The organism is Ectobacillus sp. OTK (assembly GCF_059698935.1).
Genome location: NZ_AP048547.1, coordinates 5,164,786 through 5,184,426, shown reverse-complemented (window position 1 = coordinate 5,184,426; position 19,641 = coordinate 5,164,786). Strand labels below are relative to the sequence as shown.

The window sequence follows — 19,641 nt, the reverse complement described above, 5'->3', positions numbered from 1 at the left end:
GAGAGGGGAAGAACATACTCTCCTCTCCTATTTGCTTTATGAAATGAACAGCAAAGGTGATGAATACAATGAACAAGCTGCTTGAACCAACAACGGAAAATATTATTAGGGCTGCAGAATGCATCAAAAATGGCGGAGTGATTGTTTGTCCGAGTGATTGTAATTTAGGATTGGCAGTGGATCCGTGGAATGACGAGGCTGTGGCAAAGACGTTTGTAATTAAAAAAAGACCGGCAACTAAGCCCCTTACATTATTTATATCCAATCCGGATGATTGGAAGAAATATGCTATTTATGATAGCGAAACAGAACAAATTGTAGAGAAATTAGCTCATGCATTTTGGCCGGGGCCTTTAAATATTATTCTAAAAAGAAATCATAATGTTCCGCAGAAAATGGTATGCGGGGGAGATTCTGTTTCTATTAGCTGTATGGCTAATCCTGTATTGAACAATTTAATCAAAGAATTTAATATGCCGGTGGCAATGACCTCTGCAAACATGGCTGGACAGGCTGATGGGGTTCTGGTTGATATAGAGATGGCAACCAAACAAGTGGGAGATGAAGTGGATTATATCCTTAAGGGCGGCGCACAAGGAACCACCAAATCGAGTACGATTATTGATCTGACTTCAAAACCAACTGTTGTAAGACATGGTGATATTACAGAAGAACAATTAAATCGTGTTGTGAATATTTTCACTGCTGAAAAAGGTTGATTGGATGAAACGAAATATAATCTTTTTCTATATGTATCGCATATCCTCAAGACTCTATTTTCACTTAGCGGTGCTGTTTGTTTATTTCTATGTCAATCATATAGAAATCATGAAGATTGAATTATTTTTAGCGATTTATGGAATTATGCTGATGGTGTCATCGCAGTGGAATGCCAAATTAACAAATTACATATCCGAAAAGTACGTTATTGCTTTGGGTGAAATGGTGAAAGCTGCGGGCTTATTTTTCCTTACGTTAGAGTTTAATTTTTGGCTGCTTTTGGTTGGTCAAGTGCTTTCGGGTATTGGCTATAGTCTGACTGCAGGAACAGATTCAAGCCTTTTAAGGACATTATTATCCGGAACAAACTTTGACAAATACAAAAAGGTCGAGTCCTCCTCCAACAGCATGATGTTTATAGCATTTTTGTTTGCTGGAATTATGGGGAGCATTCTATTTAGCCTTAATGAAAAAAGCGTCTTTTATGTTTCCATGATCGCCAATCTTATAGCGATACTTGCTATTTTAAGTATCCGGGCTGCTAAGGATGAGAAACATACACAAGCAGCAAGTGAGGCGGAAAGTAAGGATCGCCATTCCAGCTTAGAAAACTCATCCTTACAAGGCTTTTGGGTAACATACTATGCTTTATCAAGAGCATTTCCGCTTGCGATTTTTGTTGGGTTCTTACCATATTTTCTATTTGTGGATATTAAAATTAGTCTTTATTTCTTTGGGTTAATTCTTAGCCTGTTTACATTTGCGGGATTTCTTGCTGCTAGATTGCTAACTGGTCTAAGTGCTAAGTTTGACCATAAAGTAATCACAATTGCTTCTATGTCCCTGTCTATTATTTCAATGCTGCTGCTTGGATTAATAGATAATGTTTATATCAGTACGATCGTTGTTTTTCTATTAGGCTTATCTTCTGGCGGAGTCCGTCCATTAGTCGTGATTCATTTAAAAACAGGCCAATTAGAGCCAAAAGAACGAATTTCGCTTTTTTCTTCAATGGAAAGACTGTATGGGTTTTGGAATGCCTCGCTGCTTATATTAGGAGGAGTATTATTTAATCTGATTGGATTCCAATATCTAATGATTTTATTTGCCTCTTTATATACAGTGTTGATTTTCATATTTACAAAGAAATACAACTTTAATTTTAAAGAAAATACCTCAATACATTCGATTAGTAAAGGAGAATCTCTATGAAAATAACTTATTTAAGCCATTCATGCTTCTTAGTAGAATCTGATAATGTAAAGGTCATTATTGATCCATTTCTGACAGGCAATCCGCAAGCATCAGCCCGCGCGGAGGATATAACAGTGGATGCAGTATTAATCACTCACGGCCACTCGGATCACGTAGGAGATGCTGTAGCTATTGCAAAAAGGAATAATTGTAAAATCATTGCTAGTTTTGAGCTGGCTATGCATCTTGCAAAATCCGATGTTCAGGTACATCCATTAGGTATAGGCGGTTCATTTGATTTTGGATGGGGCAAAGTAAAGCTGACGCAAGCATTTCATGGTACAGGTATCGAAACTGAAGCTGGTGAATTGATCTATGGAGGAATGCCAACGGGTATTTTATTAACTATAGGCGAGAAGACATTCTATCATGCAGGTGATACAGGCCTATTTGGTGATATGAAAATAATCGGGGAATTCAATAACATCGATATTGCTGCATTACCAATCGGGGACAATTTCACTATGGGCGTTGAAGATGCTGTTATTGCGGCAACATGGCTTCAGGCAAAGCAATATGTACCGATGCATTATAATACCTTCGATTTAATCAAACAAGATGCAGGAGAATGGAAATCTTTAATGGAAAAACAAAGCTTGGATGGGGTAGTGCTTTCTGCAGGTGAATCTATTTTAATTTAGTTCTATTGGAGAGAAGATGCCTTTTCAATAGTTTAAAAAATGAGCCGTTTTGAAATGGCTCATTTTTTGTTTGTTCCATCACTTGATGAAAGTAATCATAGTCTTATCTATCATTATTTCTGTATATCATGCAGGTGTATTTTATTAAGCTGAAAAATTTTTTTATAATCTAATTTTTTATTTTAATTGAACAAAAGCCGATCATTACATTATTGCTGAAATATATAAAATTTTTGCATACTTGATAATCTTATAAACAGCAAATAAACTCTGATATAATCAGGATCATAGAGGTTATAGAATTGATAACGCGATGTTACGTTAACTATAATTGAATAATTTTATACCAATTCATACATGATAACCTAACTTTTTAAAAGAAGGGTTTTACAGACTTTATTACGAAGTTAAACTTACCTTAAACAAATTATATCACTAGAGCAAGCGGGGGATGGATTACATGATATTCGAAGATCTCTTCATTAACCTCTCTATCTTTTCTTTTTTGGTTAGTACATCTATATTCATTCAAGTTTTCGTAATCCGCAAAATTCATAAGTCTTACCATTGGTTTGGCGGATTGTATGCAGGGGTTGTAGCTGTTATTTTGATGTATTATCCAATTCAATACAATGAACTACTATATGATCTTCGAGACATCCCTTTAATACTTTCATTTGTTTACTTTGGCCGTACTGGCGGATGGATTACAGTAATCAGCATTTGTATAATGCGTATTTATATTGGCGGTCATTGGGTACCAGCCCTGCTTGCTACAATTGGAACCGGTCTTCTACTCACGATGCTTAAAACGTATTTTAAAAATCTTCACCCCTTCAAAAGCAGCTTTCTTTATCTAGCTGTTCATATGAGTATGTATAGTTTAGTATTTCAATCCGTTTTCCTGTTCGAAATATCCCCATTTTTTGAAGCGCAACGTATATTGTTTATTTCTCTCGGACTTTTAATTGGCATTTTTCTTATCGAGTCTTATCATAAATTGCACCGTTTGACACAGGAATTATCGAAAATGAATCAAACATTAGCACAAGCAAAACAAGAACTAAAGGATACCGTGCATGAACAGCAAGGAGGAATTTTTAAGTTTAAAAAGGTGAATGGGTGCTTTATCCATACTTTATGTGATGGACAGTTCTTTTATCAAAATGGGATTCGTCCTGAACAAGTGGTAGGTAAAGATTTACAAACTATGGACTCTTCCATCGTTCCTTCACATTTAGTTCCCCCGCTGCTTGAATATTATCAACAGGCATGGGAGGGGCAGGAGGTTACGTTTGAGCTGCCATGGCCAAATGATACAACCATTATTTTCACCTCGCTTAGACCTATTAAGCGAGATGGAAAGGTTATTGAGGTTGTCGGTTCTGCTATTGATATAACAGGGCGAAAAAAAATGGAAGAGGAGCTAAAGACGACCAAAGAACGGCTGGAATCATTCATCAGTCATAACATAGATGCTATTGTTATATCTGATTTAGAGGGATATATTTTACAAGTCAATAAAGCTTATGAGGAGATATTTGGTTGGTCAGCACAAGAAATTGTGGGGCAAAAGTTACCTTGTGTACCTGATCATTTAATGGATCAAGCTTTAGAAAATATGCAAAAGATCATATCAGGAGAATCCATTATTACTAGATTGGAAACAGTTAGACACCGAAAAGATAGAAGTCTTATCGATGTAAGTGTGACGGTTTCACCTATTCTGGATTCAAAGGGAAATGTGATTGCTTTGTCAGTAATCTGCAGAGACATTTCTACAAGAAAACAGGCAGAGAGAGAGCTCCATCAATTGCATCAACAATTGCGGGAAAGCGAGATGAAATACCGTGCGCTATTTGAACAGGCAGCTGATGCGGTATATCTAGTAGAATTGAATGAGGATCGATTTCCAACTCGATTTCTTGAAGTGAATCCAGTTGGATGTGAAAGATTTGAATGCAGCAGGGAAGAACTTCTCTCGATGCAATTTACCGATATTATTTTGCCCAATTCCGTAATGCTCATAAGAACCTTGGAAGAAATCAAAGAAGGGAACCGTGAGTTCACTCTACAGGACGAATATGTTTTTAAAACAGGAAAAAAGATGAATATTGAGTTTAATGTCCGTGTTTTCAGCTTAGGAGGAAAGGAAGTTTTCCTGGCTATCTCCCGGGATATCACGGAACGGTTAAAAACAGAGGAATTATTAAGAAAATCGGAAAAGCTTGCTGTCGTAGGGCAATTAGCTACAGCGACTGCCCATGAAATTCGAAATCCTTTAACGGCCATAAAAGGATTTATGCAATTACTAAAATCAATGGAAAATGAGAATATTCAGTTTTATGCAGATGTGATGTTATCAGAGGCCGATCGAATAGAGAGTATTACGAATGAATTTATAACGATAGCCAAGCCGCAGGCGGTTAAGGTTCAACCTAATGATCTGCAGATGTTAGTAGAACAGATTACAACCTTGTTTCAACCGCAAGCGATGATGAATAATGTCCAAATTAGGACAAATTTTGAGTCTGACATTCCTTTAGTTTATGGTGAAGGGAGTCAATTAAAACAAGTGTTTGTCAATATCCTGAAAAATGCGATTGAAGCGATGCCGCTGGGAGGAGAGGTTGTAATTCAAATCAATAAACTTGAGGATCAGCAGGTATGTATTTGCTTTATTGATCAAGGATGTGGAATTCCCAAAGAGCGTATCCCATATCTCGGAGAACCGTTTTATAGTATCAAGGAAAAAGGGATTGGTTTAGGATTAATGGTCTGTTATAAAATTGTTGAAGCGCATCAAGGCAAAATACTTGTTGAAAGTGAAGTAAATAAAGGAACAACAGTTAATGTCATTCTTCCTATCTATCCTTTTCAAGGTCAAGATGTTTATACATTTTCTTATGCTGAAGCGAAAGAATAAAAAGGTTATGGTGCAAATATGGTGCGCTTTTGAGATATTCATACAGATCCCTTCTGAAATCGAGGTTTACGCAGTAATTCCGAATCATTGATGTATGAACTTCATTTGATTTTGGACAGACGTGTCCCGTAAGACAAGCTGCCCTTTTTTAACCATATGCACGGCTTCTATTCCAGAAGTATGGAAAGGCTGCAAAGCGATTCTTCAAGAAAGCTTTGCAGCCTTTTTGTCTCTTGTTTTGTTTAGATAAAACTCAACGGTATTTCCTTCAGAATCCACTGTACGATGCAGATACATCCTACGAAATAAAACATCCTCAAGAAACTTTTAAAAGCTGGAACTTCAGGGTGTTGATATGCGCTTTAAAAGTCTGCTAATGCTTATTGAGATTCCGCCTGCACTTTAAAGAAAATATTTCAATTTAGCTAGTCTATCCTCATATTTATTTACTATTAAAAACAAACCATGTACAATGACAATATCTGGATTGTGATAGGGGTGAAGCGAAATGTATTGGACTCCCTTATTTGAAAACGATGTGCCAGCAGCACTTCTCCGTCCTTAATGGAGCAGAAGTGACTGCATCTCTCCGTTAGGGGCATTCTCGACCTAATCTTAAAAACGGAGGGCATAAGCATGAAAAATACCTTGTTAGGTTCTATATATTTAACTTTGGCCGCCAGCATTTGGGGCGGTATGTATGTCGTTGTTAAGGTTGTAGTATCGGTCATACCGCCATTGGAGCTAGTATGGATGCGCTATTTGGTGGCTATTATCGCACTTTTCATTATCGGCTTGCTAACGCGGCAATCATGGCGGATTCATAGACGGGACCTTCCATTAATCATAGCCATTGGACTCATCGGCAACACGATTTCCATCGTCACTCAGGAAATCGGAACCAAATTATCCTCGGCACAAATGGGGGCAATTATCACCTCCTCGACACCAGCATTTATGGTTATTTTTGCCCGTCTTCTATTAAAAGAGCAGTTGAATATGAAAAAGGGATTGTCTGTTTGCTTAGCAACAGCAGGGGTATTGCTTATTGTTGGGAATAGTCATACGGATATGTCCAACCAGCTTGGCGGTATTTCGCTGCTTGTTGCTGCTTTAACATGGGCTCTTATGTCTGTCCTGGTAAAACGTGTTCCAGGTCATTACTCGCAAATTGTGGTGACGGCCTATTCAGCCTTAGTTGCCATAGTGTCGCTGACTCCTTTTGTTTTGGGGCGATTACACGAAATACCTATCCACCAGCTGGCTCATCCGGCTATTTGGGGCGGAGTCTTGTATTTGGGTATTGTTTCGACGGCTGGCGGATTTCTGCTTTGGAATCGAGGGCTCCAGCTGCTTGAGGCATCAAGCGGCGGGTTATTTTTCTTTTTTCAACCCTTAGTTGGAGCATTGCTCGGATGGCTTATTCTAGAAGAGAATATAGGCGGAACGTTTTGGATAGGGTCTATCCTAATTCTTAGCGGTGTTTTAATGGTGGTAAGGGAACCAAAACAGAGTCATGCAGGGCAAGTTAATAGAATATGAGTATTTCGTCAAAATAGAGTAACGGCAGGGAGGCTTCTCCCTGCCGTTTTCTTGTTGTGATCAATCTAATATGATGACAGCCTCCTGCATGGTGATAACAAACTCTATTATATCAACTAATTGTAATATTTTACCCTATACTAAAACCCGGTAAATTACTATAATTAGATTAAGGGCAAACCTTGTGAAAGCTTGGGACGCAAAACTTTAGGGGCTAAAATAGCGAATGCTATCAAGCCAGCCAGTTGCCGTTCACAGGAAAAAAATTAGAGGAGTGAATGTACATGAAAAAGGTAGTTGTAGGAGCATTAGCCGCGTCATTGATATTTTCTCAAGGGCTAGGTGTTGCTGATGCCAAAGGGAAAGATCAAAAAAATGCCGCGAAGGTCGACAAAGATAAGAATGGGATTCCTGACGATTGGCAAAAGAAATATCATTTAGGATACGGAAAGTATGTTGCAGCAAAGGATAACGATAAGGATGGATTAAATAATCTTGAGGAGTATCAATTAAACCTAAATCCAATATCAAAAAATACAGATAAAGACAAATTGTCTGATGGACAAGAGGATAATGACAAGGACCAATTAACAAATCTGCAGGAAATCGAAGCGGATTTAAGCCCATTAAAAGCCGATACCGATAAAGATGGGGTTAAAGATGCAGAAGAAGACAATGACTCCGATGAGTTAAACACAAAAGAGGAATTCGTAGTAGGAACGGATCCTATTAATAGTGACTCAGATAAGGACGGCCTAGTTGATGGCGAAGAAGATAAAGATACAGATAAACTAGAAAACTCTGTTGAATTTGATCTAGGCTATAATCCGAACGATTCCGATAGTGATAATGATGGTTTACAAGATTATAAGGAAGATTCTGACGGTGATGGAGTTTCCAATAAAAATGAAGTAGAAGAGCTTGAAATAGAGCTAGTCGATGCGGCTGATCGTGAATTCGAATTGGAATATGAAATTTCAAGGGAAGGATCTGAAACCAAAATCAAGGATGAAATTGGAATCAAGGACTCTGGAACGATCGTTGAACGATTGGCTTTAACTCCAAATATGACAGATGAGGAGTTAGTTGACCAGGTGAAGCAGGTTCTTGGTACTGAGGATTTTGCAGAATTAAAAATTGAAGTTGAATTTATAGGTGGACAAGAGTTAGAAGCAGAGCATAAATCTGCAGAGGAAACTCAAGAAGACGAGGATGAAGACGAAGAGTAATTTTCTATCCGAAAAAGAAGGAAGGAGGAAGTCTCCTTCTTTTTTTTGTCTATTTGGGCAATTTTTTTTAAGTATAGGTATGTATGCTTCTTAGTGTTTTAGATAGTGTTAATCTTTCATATGGAATTGCTATGATCTTCTTGATTTGATGGGCATGTGACGGTATCCCTACATTAATTTTGAAATAAACATTGTTGCAATTCCAAAATAAATCAGTAGTGATAAAATATCATTCAATGTTGTAATCAATGGACCAGAAGCCACTGCTGGATCTATTTTAAATTTATATAATATAATAGGAATAATAGTTCCAGATAAAGTTCCTATTATTAAAGTCATGATTAATGAACTTCCAACCACTAACCCCAAAATTGGATTCCCTTTCCAAATAAAAGCTATTATTGAAATTAATATTCCGCAGGTAATGCCTATTATCAAGCCAACTTTAAATTCCCGAAAAATGAGTCGCAAAATCATACCTTTATCGATGTCACGGGTAGTGAGTCCTCTTACTACAACAGCTAAAGATTGGGTACCTGTATTTCCGGTCATTCCTGCAATCATAGGCATAAAAAATGCTAAAGCAACTACCTTTGACAATGTTTCTTCAAAACCGCTAATGATGGTTCCTGATACTACTCCGATAAATAAAAGTAAAATTAACCAGGGGAGACGGCGATATGCAGCAACAAGTGCCTTTGTATCAAAGTCTATTGCTTTTCCAGATGCCGAAAGTTTTTCAATATCTTCATTCGCTTCCTTAATGAAAACATCAATAATATCGTCAACCGTTACAATTCCCACAAGCTCATTGTTGTTCTCAACAACAGGAACTGCTAAAAAGTCATAACGTTCAATTACACGAGCTACTTCTTCTTGGTCCGCATTAGCAGAAACAGAAATCACACGGCTGTACATAACATCCTGAATTTTATCCGTTTCATCTGCTAAAATTATATCTCGGTAAGATACAACTCCGACAAGTTTCTTATCGTTATCAATCACATATACATAGTTTATGGTTTCAGAGAATTCAGCAAATATTTTGAGTTTATCGACTGTTTCCCGAATTGTATAATGTTGAGGAATCCATACAAAACGATTTGTCATTAATCGTCCTGCTGTCTCAGGAGGGTAGTTCATGATATTTTGAACGATTTGAGCTTCTTCTTGTTTCATTCCAGAAAGAAACTCCTCTATTTTATCAGGAGATAGGTTCTCAAGCAGTGAGGCTAAATCGTCATTTTCCATTAAGTCCATAACTTGTCCTGATTTTTCAATCCCTAATTTAGTGAGAACTTTTAACTGAATTTCATTTTCAAGTTCCTGAATTAGCTCAGCAATTTGTTCGGAAGAAAGAAACAATAAAAAACGCGTATGATGTTTTTCCGGAAGGTTTTCAAAACATCGTGCTATATCATAAGGTTGCAGCTCTTCCAATATTGTCTGGAATTCTTTCTTTTTCCCTTCTTTTAGTGCCTTTATAATTTGAAGAGTTAATTGGTCCTCTTTCATATTTCTAACCACCAATCCCTTTTAAGTAAATAAAATACGAGCCCCTCAAACAGTAATAAAAAACATTCAAACTGCCTTTTCTTATTATTCCTACAATCCATTGCAAAGTAAGAGGGAACTAAAAAGAACAGGGGAACCAGTAAGCCAAACAAGTATTCTTAACCCCAATATATAATAATGATTCCTGATATTCAAATGCAAAAAATAAGGTTAACGTGACATCCGCGCCAATGGGAAGTGTTCCGGCCGGAATTTGCTTTTTATAATATTGGTTGCTATATTTGCCTAAGGGAATTTGGAAAAAAAGATGTGGAGGTATAAGCACTTGATTCGTGTATTAGCTGTTACGCATGATCATCAAATTTTAAGCGATTTAGGGTTAGACATTCTTAAAAGAAATGATATCAAGTGGTACTGGGTAGATTTTAACATGCCAACAGAAGAAGAAGCACAATTATTAGATACATATTTTCAATTCCACCCATTAGCTATTGAAGATTGTCTTCATCATTTACAGCGGGCAAAGTTGGAGTATTATGATGATTACAGCTTTTTAGTGGTTCACGCAATCAATGATAGTACATTGGAAACGAGTGAAGTGGATTTATTTATAGGAAAGAATTTTATTGTTTCTTTCCACTTTGATGAATTACATGAAGTCGAATCTGCTTGGGAATACTTTCGGCACTTAAAAGATATAAAGAAAAAAGGACCAACGGACGCAGCACATAAAGTTATGGACAAACTGGTAGATACGTATTTTCCTATTGTTTACGCCATTGAAGAGCGGATTCAAGGTCTGGAAAGACATGGGCGAAGGGGTGCCATGTCTGCTTTGATTAATGAAACTTTTATTATAAGAGGAGATTTATTGCATCTTCATCATACAATTACTCCAATGCGTGAGCTGTTATATCGTATACTTGAATCAGAACGTATTCCGATTCAACCAAATAGGAGAGCATATTTCCGAGATATTCATGATCACCTGATAAAGTTAGGGCAATTGATTGAGACAAACAGAGCCATCACCTCGGAAATTCGGGATAATTACCTTTCTTTGAACTCTTATTACATGAACAGCATTATGAAAACATTAACAGTGATTACAACCATTTTTATGCCGCTGACGTTCATTGCAGGAATCTATGGAATGAATTTTGAGAATATGCCGGAGTTAACTTGGGAGTACGGCTATTTTGTTGTATTAGGTATTATGGGGGCAATAGGAGTTGGAATGGTTTTTTGGTTTAGGAAAAAGGGCTGGTTTAAAAGTTAATCATATATTAAGAAGGCAGGGGTCATGCCGACTCCAAACCAAGCTAGTCTAATTATGTGTCCCCTATACGGGAAATACGCTATCCTTTTCGCAGAATTACGAAAAAGGATAGCGTTTTTTAGTGGATCATTTATGGAGATAATCGTTTTAAAATAGTTGTCTTATTCTTTTCAGTGGATTTTTTATTCAATGCCAGCAATAAGATCATTCCAATGATACAAGCAGTACCAATCCATTGAAAGAATCCAAAAGGTGCCTGCAGCCAAACGACTGTTGTTAGAACTGCTGCCAGCGGCTCTAAACTGCCAAGAAGGCTTGTTTCTTTGGGTGAAAGGCTTTGCAGGCTTTCTATATAAAACCAAAATGCGATCATTGTACCGAATATAATAACAAATATTAAATATAGATAAGTTTCTGCCGTTAAACTTGCGAAGTCTAGCTGCCAAGGCGGATGGATAAAGCTTAATGCAGAACCGCCGATCACCATCGCCCAACCAACAATGACAAGAGAGTCATATTGTTTCAGCAGAGAAACAACCTGTAAAGTATAAAATGCTAACGCCAATCCAGATAAGACACCCCAGATGATTGCAAGTGCCGGCACAGATAGTTGAGATATTGATCCATTTGTTAGCAGGAAAAAGCAGCCGATCAAAGCAAGCGAAACGGTTAAAACATCTTGCCGTGTTAAAAGAGCCTGTTTGCGTAGAACGGAGTAAATGATAATCATGACAGGCGCTAAATATTGTAATAGCGTCGCAACGGCGGCATTGCCGTGTTTGATGGATGCCATATAAGTATATTGAACTGCAAGCATGCCCAGCAATCCAAAGATAACCAGTTGAACAGCTGTCCTTCTGTTTTGCCAGACACTAAGTATCTGAGAACGGCCTTTCTTAAAAAATTGAACGGTTAAAAGTAAAAAGCCAGCTATGAGCAATCGTGTTGTTACGAGCCAATTTACATCAATTACAGATTGTTGAAAGAGTTTTTTTGCAACTGTGCCTCCAATCCCCCAAAATATCGCTCCTGTTATGACGAGAAATAAACCTGTTCTTCTAGCATGTTTATTCATGATTGATTTTCCACCCCGCATATAATAATAGTGTTATGATAAGTGGAAAACAGTATGAAAAATACTTAAATTGAACGAAAAAATATCAATATATTGAGGTGGTACTTTGCAGATTAAAGATTTCATGATTGATCAAAGTTTAAAAGAGCTGACTGAACATCGCACAGTCACGTTGCCGGTTGCCTGTTATGAAACAACCATTAGGCAAAATATACATGGCTATATCCCTCTTCATTGGCACGATGAGATTCAATTTGTTTTTATCTTAGAAGGGGAAGCAAATTTTCAAATTAATGAAGAGAAACTAGTGGTTCAAAAAGGGGACGGTCTTTTTATAAATAGCGGCTGCCTGCACATGGCAGAAGATAAGAATTCGTTAGGCTGTGTCTATATCTGTTTAAATGTTTCGCCGCATTTCGTTTTACCGCCAGAACTCTATACGACCTATGTATATCCCTATATCCAAGCTACTAATTTACCTTACTTATATATAGATGCGAACCAATCTTGGGGGGGAAATATTTTAGGTGCTATTGTAAAAATTAATCAATGGATTCAGCAAAAGACACCATACTATGAAATTGACATTACTGTACAGCTTATGTTCATATGGCAAAACTTAATCATTAGTGGTTTTCACTTAGAATACGACCAGACAGAGATGCTGAAGAACCATCGGATGAAGCAAATGTTGAATTGGGTACATGAGCATTACGCTGAAAAAGTCACACTAGATGATATTGCAAAAGCGGGACAGCTGAGCCGTTCTGAATGCTGCCGCTACTTTAAACGAATGCTAAAGACAACACCTTTAAGCTACGTCACTGACTATCGGATTCAAAAAAGCTTGCTCTTACTGCAGCAAACGGAATCAAATGTGACAGAGGTTGCCTATCAAGTAGGATTTAATAGTACAAGTTATTTCATTGAGAAATTCCGAAAGCTGATGAACATGACACCATTATCCTATAAAAAATTAAAAATGAACCTACAAAAATAAAATATCTCCCTGATAAAAGGGAGATATTTTAACTCTTAAATTTTTGTTTACATTTTGGCAAAGTTCGGAGTTTGTGCTAGAACAGAATAGAGCACTAACTCTAAAATAATAATGCATAGCGTTCCTGCACCTACTAGCGCTATTTTTTTGAGAATTTCATTTTCTTTATTAGAAATCTTGCAAACTGAAGTTCCCAGGGCGACTTTAGACGGATTTACCATAATCATTAAAGACGAACTAACATTCTGTGCACAAGCTAATACAATTGGGGGTAAACCAATTTGAAGGGCAGTTTGTGTTTGCAATCTAACAAACATAGTATTTGAGGCAGTATTGCTGCCAGTTAAAAATCCGCCTATTGCTCCAATAAATGGCGTTACATATATGAAAAATTCACCAAAGGATTGCGCTGCCAATGAAGACAGTATGTGTATCATGTCTGCTTCAGCCATTATCTCGGATACAGAAACAAACAAAAGAGTAGTAAGTATTACAGGATTGCATTTTTTTATCGTTAGTTTAACGCTGTCTAAAGTGTCGGACTTACTAACACGAAACATCAATATTGTAAAAAGACAACTTAAAATAAGAAAAAATCCTGGTGAATACAACAAGGCTAAGTGAAAATTGTATTTTGGCAAATTTAAATTTAATATACTGTTTAAAACTTCCTGAAGTGAAGGAAAAGTTCTCGATGTAAACAAAGTTACAATTAAAAACAGATACGGGGCTATGTATTTCAGGAATATAAATTTTTTAGTTTTATTGGCTGAGCTGTCAGGATTCTCATTAACACTTTTACCCTTGCGCAGCTTTATTAGACTAAAAATAACTAACATAACTAGTAAAGATCCAAATAAGCCAGCAAGCTCTACACTTACAAATTTATTGCATAACCAGACCGATCCTCCTAGAATTCCTCCGATTAGGAATACTTCATGTATCCTTTTCATTAACTCTTTTCTGCCAACTGCAACGTATGAGACTAAAATTGCAAAATATATAAAGGTAGGGACACACATGAGTGAACTTCCTACGCCCATTTCATTTAATGGTACGTCGCCTAAGGTTGCTCCAATAATTGTACCCATCGCGAGCGTGCCCCAGGGGATTATACAAAGACTAATTAATGAGATGAGGGTGGATTGCATTCCGCTAAATCCAAGTGCCATAAGAATTGGAGCTATTACAATTACTGCGAGGCCAAAACCGCTAACAGCTTCCACTAGTGGCGACAAACCTAAGGCTAATATTAAAACCTGATAAATTTTATCATTGGTTGATGACGCAATAGTGGAAGCGATCCCTTCAATTGCCCCAGCTTTATCCATTAGGTGAAATAAAAAAATCCCAAAAAATAGTATATAGACAACAATAGAAGTTGTTAAAAAGCTTTTCATAAAAGGTTCTAATAATTGAACAAATTTAACATCGAATATTGGCAATAAAGCAATACATGCAGTGATAATACATGAGATTATGCCTGTAGTTATAGAAGATTTCTTTAATATGAAGATCATAAACAAAATACTTAAAATAGGCAGTAAGGATAATAAAATTTTTATCATTACAAATATGCACTCCTTTTATGTTTATTATTGTGGTTTTTACATCTATACTATAAATATAGATATTTACCATAGTGGAATTTTGTTTGCTATAGAGTAATATGTTACACTATAGTGGATTCTATATCTACCCTTTTTTGGAAAATTTAATTTAAAGGTGGAATTTCTTATGGGATTTGGAAATCGGGTGAAAATGGTTAGGAAGAGCCGCAACTTGACTATTCAAGAGCTTTCATTGTTGAGTAAAGTAAGTTCGTCTATGTTATCTCAAATAGAACGTGAAGAAAAAAATCCAACCATACAGGTCGCCTGTCAAATAGCTGAGGCATTAGACACTACTCTATCAGCTTTATTAGATGAACAAGAAAAAAGGAATACAGTGATAATACGGAAGGACGATAGACTTGTCTATCGTGATGAAAAATCAGGGTTTCAAAGGCATTTATTGTCACCATCTTTTCCATCTAGAGGAATTGAATTTATTTTAAATATTGTCCCTCCACAAAAAGAGTCAGGAGTGTTTCCTGCACATAAGATGGGGGTAAAAGAAATTATTTACGTTGCCCAAGGTAGGTTAAGAGTGGAGCTGGGGAATGGGACTTTTATAGAAGAATTGGGAGAAGGGGACTCGTTCTATTTTGAAGCGGATACTGAACATCGATTTATAAATATATCTGATATAGAATGCCACTATTTTCTGGTAATTGACTCGGCCAATTCAGTTAACCTGTAATGATTTTTTCGGTAGTCTATAAAGTAAAGAATTGTACCGTTACTTAGAAGTGATTAATCTTTTTTAGCAGAATTATGTAAAGATGTACATTGCTCCGGCATGAAACACTCATTTTTTATCGAATTAGAACCAATATTTTTATAAGAACCTTGGATATAAAAGATTATGAATATTTATACTGGAAATTGCTTGAGAAGTATCCTCTGTGAGCATGATTCCAGCGAAAGGCGGCACGGTAATCCATACTACGCAAGGTAAACAGCCTGCCATTTCCACTATTCCCGCCATTCCATGTAAGGCCGTGCTTCTAGGTTATAGCTTATTGAATTGTAAACACCCTTATAAAATATAGCTGTCTTATTTTTATAAGGGTGTTATCTGCAAAAACAAGGTTATTCAGTAAGTGTATCTAAACCTCTAAGCAATCATTCTTGATGCCAGAGACCGTGTTTAACCAATCAATACCTTTTTATCGAGAAGGCATTGTCTTACCAGATTTCAATATATACCCTTCTTTAATAGCATTAGCAGTGCTCCCTACAATAGGAGACTTCTATTGTACAACAAAAGCTCTTGGATACCTGGAAGCTAATAAAGTTCAGTTTTTAGAACTGAGTGAACCAATCTTTGCTACAATCTTTGCTTTTGGATTCCTTGGTGAAACCATTAAAGGTGCAGAGTGGTTAGGTGCTTTGTTAATTCTAATTGCTCTATACATATCAGAATATTCACCAAAAGAAAAAGCGAAAACTGAAAAATCCTTTTAAAAATTTAAAAACTTAAATGTATCCTTTGAATAAAGTTTGGTTGAGGATTAGGGAATATTTTCCGTTTTTGTGTTTGAGGATGAAATGGACTGTCGGTAACTGGTTTTGTATCTACTGGATCAAAAAAAATCGTGTAAAACAACAGTAAGCGACCTCGTCTATCCGTATTGGAATGACAAGGTCGCTTACACTATTTCTTCATCCATTATAATGAACCCTTTCATTTATTTTTATCACGTATTCGGACAGGGGGAGATTAGTAGAAAAAGCGCCTCCTTAAGCAGTATTGTGATTCTTGGATACCTAACGGATCAATTATCCGTTTTCGCCTTACCTACTTCATTGGACTCACCTTTTCCTTAGCTGGATTAGTCTCGTCCCATGTACATCTCCGTACACTTCGCCTTTCACTATCGCACTGGACTCACCCTTTTTGATAGATTTTGGTTATATACCCTGTACATCTTGTACATTCGCCTTTCGCTATCGCACTGGACTCACCCTTTTTTGATAGATTTTGGTTATATACCCTGTACATCTTGTACATTCGCCTTTCGCTATTTCACTGGATTCACCTTCTTGTTGGATTTGTATGTTTTACTTGTTTTTATTATACAAAGAGGGTCGAATCTTGTAAATACTAAAAATTATAAATTTTCTAAAATTTCAGATTATATGTAAGGAAATGGTAAATAGATAAGAGCAGTGTGGAGTTTATAGAAATATAGTCTCTTTTTATCCATAGTATGAACCTTATCACTATCCTAAAAGTGAAGGAGCCGAAACTCTACAATCCACTTAATAATTCATACTATTTTAATTTTTTAAAAGATTCTTAATATTTAGTATTTACACAATTCAGCTTTCTTTGTATTATTTAAGAACAAGAAATACATACATACCGAAAATATCAGAAAAGGAGGCGAGTCCAATGGATTAGGTAAGGCGAAGATGTATAACATATATGCTGGGTATGAGAAAATCATGGAATGTCGTGAAGGATCTCTTTTACAACTATAATCTCCCTGTCCAATTACATTAAAATGAAAATAACTGAAAGGATTTCAGGTTAATGGAAGACGAAATATTATAAGCGGCCTTGTGATTCCTAAGTGGATGGATGATCAAGGTCGCTTAGTTATATATTTTAGAGATAAAAAGATTTTTCTTCTTACTTTTACATGTGTCCAACTCAATAATTTCTCAACAGCATCTATTCATATAATATTCGTGGATTCGATTCTCATTTTCTCTTATAGTTAACAATCCTTGTCTACCAAAAAGGAGATGTGACAATGATATGGATGGATATTTTAGTGCTAGAACACTTAATTAGAGAGAAAAAAGCTCAGTTAATAAATATAGGTGAGAACTATGGACTTAATCATCTTAAGACGATTCAATGCAGCCAAGAGTTAGATCAACTATTGAATCTACACATGAAAGAACAAAATACAGTTACGTATGTAAGCCAAACGTGTGGCTATTCACCTATACATGGCCCTTAGTGAAATCGTTTTCAGGAAATCGTACAAGAGAAACTCGTGTCCATTCCATCATTCAAACAGGAGGTTCTATTGTCATAGGCTATAATGGGGGGCCCATGTATACAATATGCATAATTTTTGTTCTTTTTTGGAAATATACATTTATGAGGAGAAGCGTGGAAAACTGAGAAATAATGAACCTTCTGAAAGTAGTAATCCTGAGTTGTGAATAAGGAAGTGACCTGCGGTGAGTACCAGCCATAAAGACCATATTACGACGCCTCAAGCAACTATTATCGTCATCAATTATGTACTTGGAACGGGGGTTCTGACCTTGCCCCGAACAGCTGCAGAGCAGGTTAAAACACCAGATATCTGGCTAACTGTGATTTTAGGCGGGCTGATCGCGATGATGGCAGGGGTTATCGTAGTCAAATTAAGCCAACAGTTTCCGGGAAAAACTTTTTATCAATACACCCAAGAAATTGTAGGGAAATGGGTGGGCGGGTTACTAAGTCTGCTCCTTGTATGTTATTTTTTTACGATGTGTGGGTTTCATGCCCGTTCATTAGCAGAAATAACAAGTTTTTTCTTGCTAGAAGGCACCCCCCTATGGGCCATCCTTATGCCATATATGTGGACAAGTCTCTATTTGATCATGGGCGGCATAAATCCGATTGCCCGTCTATTTGAAATCATCCTCCCCATTACGGTCGGCATTTTTTTGGTGGTTGCCTTTATGAGCTTCGAAATGTTTGAGGTGGATAATCTGCGCCCGGTACTAGGGCTCGGGATTATACCAGTACTAAAAGGAATAAAAACAACTGCTCTCTCATACACAGGTTTTGAAACCATGTTGCTTCTGTTGGCGTTTATGAAACAGCCAAACAGAGCAGGAAAAGCTGTTCTAGTTGGAATTTTCATCCCGCTGATCTTTTACACGATAACTGTCGTGATGGTCATCGGCGCGTTATCCGTCGATGGAGTGATAACAAGAACATGGCCGACGATTGATCTCATGCGAAGTTTTGAAATGCCTGGTTTGCTATTTGAACGGTTTGAGTCTTTACTGCTTGTGATATGGATTATGCAAATGTTTACTTCCTTTACCGTCGGCTACTATGCCGCTTCTTTGGGGCTGGCCCAACTCTTTAAAAAGAACATTCATCCATTTATGTATGGCTTACTTCCGATTATTTACATCATTGCCATGATGCCAAAAAACATCAATGAACTATTTACACTCGGGGACATGCTGGGTAATAGTGCATTGTTTTTATTTGGTTTACAACCGCTGCTGCTTTTGCTCATCTTGAGATTGAAAAAGAGGAAGAGTGAAGTAGAGTCATAACAATGTACGGTTTCTTTTAGTTTCGCTGTCGGTTCTTTTGCTTCTGCCTCCTACTGGGTGTTAAAGCAGCAACGAAATTGAAAAGTTCTAAATACATCGACTTCCGCTTTTGAATCTTATATCGACCGACAGTCCTAATTAGGGCTGTTTTTTTGGTTCTTAGCGATCAGGTCTGCGTTTTGACGTCAGAACCCCATACCCATCAACCTAGGAAAACAAGTTCCCTCTAAAACAATAAAGGTAGACATCTTTAGAGTAAAAGTGTACAAAATTCTCGTTTTGGAGGGTAATATAAAATCTTAGCTTGACGGGTATGCGTTAGGACCTCTAATAGGGATAAATTTTGCTGAAAGGGAATTACAATGCCTATTCCAGTTCATAGAAATAGTCCAAAACAAATTGTTTAAATAGTCTATTGGGCATCTTGATAACGTCTTCCGCATAATCAATAAAGTTATGTGGTTACCTTATTGCTATCAATGATACTAAAAGCTGCTCCTTCATCATTGCAGTTATACATACTAAGAACTAATAAGGGATTATGCTAACTAAGC

Annotated in this window: 15 protein-coding genes, 1 pseudogene and 1 riboswitch; of the genes and pseudogenes, 12 read left to right on the top strand and 4 right to left on the bottom strand. The window is 36.9% G+C overall.

All coding sequences use genetic code 11. The features are described 5' to 3' along the window. The first annotated feature begins 68 nt into the window (after positions 1-68). The 4 genes from AC6HZ4_RS25695 to AC6HZ4_RS25680 all read left to right on the top strand — a co-directional run bounded on the left by AC6HZ4_RS25695 (position 69) and on the right by AC6HZ4_RS25680 (position 5,541). A complete protein-coding gene (locus tag AC6HZ4_RS25695; protein WP_497492714.1) occupies positions 69-719 on the top strand; it encodes an L-threonylcarbamoyladenylate synthase in 651 nt (216 codons plus the stop codon). A 4-nt stretch (positions 720-723) separates the two neighbouring features. Then, positions 724-1,932, top strand: a complete 1,209-nt coding sequence (locus AC6HZ4_RS25690; RefSeq protein ID WP_497492713.1) for an MFS transporter — start codon at positions 724-726, stop codon at positions 1,930-1,932. After that, a complete protein-coding gene (locus tag AC6HZ4_RS25685; RefSeq protein ID WP_497492712.1) occupies positions 1,929-2,615 on the top strand; it encodes a metal-dependent hydrolase in 687 nt (228 codons plus the stop codon). Before AC6HZ4_RS25690 ends, AC6HZ4_RS25685 begins: the two co-directional genes overlap by 4 nt. Before the next feature lie 460 nt (positions 2,616-3,075). Then, positions 3,076-5,541, top strand: coding sequence for a PAS domain S-box protein (locus tag AC6HZ4_RS25680; RefSeq protein WP_497492711.1), 2,466 nt, complete (start codon positions 3,076-3,078; stop codon positions 5,539-5,541). 84 nt (positions 5,542-5,625) lie between these two features. On the opposite strand, the pseudogene AC6HZ4_RS25675 reads toward AC6HZ4_RS25680, so the two are convergent. After that, positions 5,626-5,838, bottom strand: a pseudogene (locus AC6HZ4_RS25675) (DDE-type integrase/transposase/recombinase); the annotation flags it as partial. 339 nt (positions 5,839-6,177) lie between these two features. Here AC6HZ4_RS25675 and AC6HZ4_RS25670 point away from each other — a divergent pair. Beyond that, a complete protein-coding gene (locus AC6HZ4_RS25670; RefSeq protein WP_497492710.1) occupies positions 6,178-7,083 on the top strand; it encodes a DMT family transporter in 906 nt (301 codons plus the stop codon). A 164-nt stretch (positions 7,084-7,247) separates the two neighbouring features. Beyond that, positions 7,248-7,336, top strand: a riboswitch (cyclic di-GMP riboswitch). Between the two features lie 31 nt (positions 7,337-7,367). Continuing rightward, complete coding sequence (locus AC6HZ4_RS25665) at positions 7,368-8,312, top strand: hypothetical protein (protein ID WP_497492709.1); 945 nt, start codon at positions 7,368-7,370, stop codon at positions 8,310-8,312. Between the two features lie 168 nt (positions 8,313-8,480). Here the strand turns inward: AC6HZ4_RS25665 and mgtE are convergent, their stop codons facing one another. Then, positions 8,481-9,827: a magnesium transporter gene (gene mgtE / locus AC6HZ4_RS25660; protein WP_497492708.1), complete on the bottom strand. Its 1,347-nt coding sequence runs from the start codon at positions 9,825-9,827 to the stop codon at positions 8,481-8,483. A 325-nt stretch (positions 9,828-10,152) separates the two neighbouring features. Between mgtE and corA the strand changes: the two genes are divergently transcribed. Then, the gene (corA, locus tag AC6HZ4_RS25655; protein ID WP_497492706.1) at positions 10,153-11,106 is read left to right on the top strand and encodes a magnesium/cobalt transporter CorA; all 954 of its coding nucleotides are present in this window, start codon (positions 10,153-10,155) and stop codon (positions 11,104-11,106) included. 130 nt (positions 11,107-11,236) lie between these two features. Here corA and AC6HZ4_RS25650 read toward each other — a convergent pair whose 3' ends face one another. Next, positions 11,237-12,181: a DMT family transporter gene (locus AC6HZ4_RS25650; protein WP_497492705.1), complete on the bottom strand. Its 945-nt coding sequence runs from the start codon at positions 12,179-12,181 to the stop codon at positions 11,237-11,239. A 106-nt stretch (positions 12,182-12,287) separates the two neighbouring features. Between AC6HZ4_RS25650 and AC6HZ4_RS25645 the strand changes: the two genes are divergently transcribed. Beyond that, positions 12,288-13,181: a helix-turn-helix domain-containing protein gene (locus AC6HZ4_RS25645; protein ID WP_497492703.1), complete on the top strand. Its 894-nt coding sequence runs from the start codon at positions 12,288-12,290 to the stop codon at positions 13,179-13,181. Positions 13,182-13,228: 47 nt separating this feature from the next. Here AC6HZ4_RS25645 and AC6HZ4_RS25640 read toward each other — a convergent pair whose 3' ends face one another. Then, positions 13,229-14,749 (bottom strand): L-lactate permease, encoded by a 1,521-nt coding sequence (locus tag AC6HZ4_RS25640; protein WP_497492702.1) that lies wholly within the window; start codon positions 14,747-14,749, stop codon positions 13,229-13,231. 169 nt (positions 14,750-14,918) lie between these two features. Here AC6HZ4_RS25640 and AC6HZ4_RS25635 point away from each other — a divergent pair, with 169 nt between their 5' ends. The 4 genes from AC6HZ4_RS25635 (at position 14,919) to AC6HZ4_RS25620 (ending at position 19,087) form a co-directional block, all read left to right on the top strand. Continuing rightward, positions 14,919-15,482: a helix-turn-helix domain-containing protein gene (locus AC6HZ4_RS25635; RefSeq protein WP_497492700.1), complete on the top strand. Its 564-nt coding sequence runs from the start codon at positions 14,919-14,921 to the stop codon at positions 15,480-15,482. Positions 15,483-15,916: 434 nt separating this feature from the next. Then, positions 15,917-16,249, top strand: coding sequence for an EamA family transporter (locus AC6HZ4_RS25630; RefSeq protein WP_497492699.1), 333 nt, complete (start codon positions 15,917-15,919; stop codon positions 16,247-16,249). A gap of 1,295 nt (positions 16,250-17,544) precedes the next feature. Next, entirely contained in the window at positions 17,545-17,757 is a 213-nt protein-coding gene (locus AC6HZ4_RS25625; protein ID WP_497492698.1) for a Spo0E family sporulation regulatory protein-aspartic acid phosphatase, read from the top strand. A gap of 226 nt (positions 17,758-17,983) precedes the next feature. Continuing rightward, a complete protein-coding gene (locus tag AC6HZ4_RS25620) occupies positions 17,984-19,087 on the top strand; it encodes a spore germination protein (RefSeq protein WP_497492696.1) in 1,104 nt (367 codons plus the stop codon). Positions 19,088-19,641: the final 554 nt, after the last annotated feature.

What these genes read in the sequence shown, in the direction of transcription:
- AC6HZ4_RS25650 (WP_497492705.1), bottom strand. Translation starts at nt 12,181, where the DNA reads ATGAATAAACATGCTAGAAGAACAGGTTTATTTCTCGTCATAACAGGA.
- AC6HZ4_RS25680 (WP_497492711.1), top strand. Translation starts at nt 3,076, where the DNA reads ATGATATTCGAAGATCTCTTCATTAACCTCTCTATCTTTTCTTTTTTG.
- AC6HZ4_RS25685 (WP_497492712.1), top strand. Translation starts at nt 1,929, where the DNA reads ATGAAAATAACTTATTTAAGCCATTCATGCTTCTTAGTAGAATCTGAT.
- AC6HZ4_RS25625 (WP_497492698.1), top strand. Translation starts at nt 17,545, where the DNA reads ATGATATGGATGGATATTTTAGTGCTAGAACACTTAATTAGAGAGAAA.
- AC6HZ4_RS25665 (WP_497492709.1), top strand. Translation starts at nt 7,368, where the DNA reads ATGAAAAAGGTAGTTGTAGGAGCATTAGCCGCGTCATTGATATTTTCT.
- AC6HZ4_RS25640 (WP_497492702.1), bottom strand. Translation starts at nt 14,749, where the DNA reads ATGATAAAAATTTTATTATCCTTACTGCCTATTTTAAGTATTTTGTTT.
- AC6HZ4_RS25695 (WP_497492714.1), top strand. Translation starts at nt 69, where the DNA reads ATGAACAAGCTGCTTGAACCAACAACGGAAAATATTATTAGGGCTGCA.
- AC6HZ4_RS25690 (WP_497492713.1), top strand. Translation starts at nt 724, where the DNA reads ATGAAACGAAATATAATCTTTTTCTATATGTATCGCATATCCTCAAGA.
- AC6HZ4_RS25635 (WP_497492700.1), top strand. Translation starts at nt 14,919, where the DNA reads ATGGGATTTGGAAATCGGGTGAAAATGGTTAGGAAGAGCCGCAACTTG.
- mgtE (WP_497492708.1), bottom strand. Translation starts at nt 9,827, where the DNA reads ATGAAAGAGGACCAATTAACTCTTCAAATTATAAAGGCACTAAAAGAA.
- AC6HZ4_RS25630 (WP_497492699.1), top strand. Translation starts at nt 15,917, where the DNA reads ATGCCAGAGACCGTGTTTAACCAATCAATACCTTTTTATCGAGAAGGC.
- AC6HZ4_RS25670 (WP_497492710.1), top strand. Translation starts at nt 6,178, where the DNA reads ATGAAAAATACCTTGTTAGGTTCTATATATTTAACTTTGGCCGCCAGC.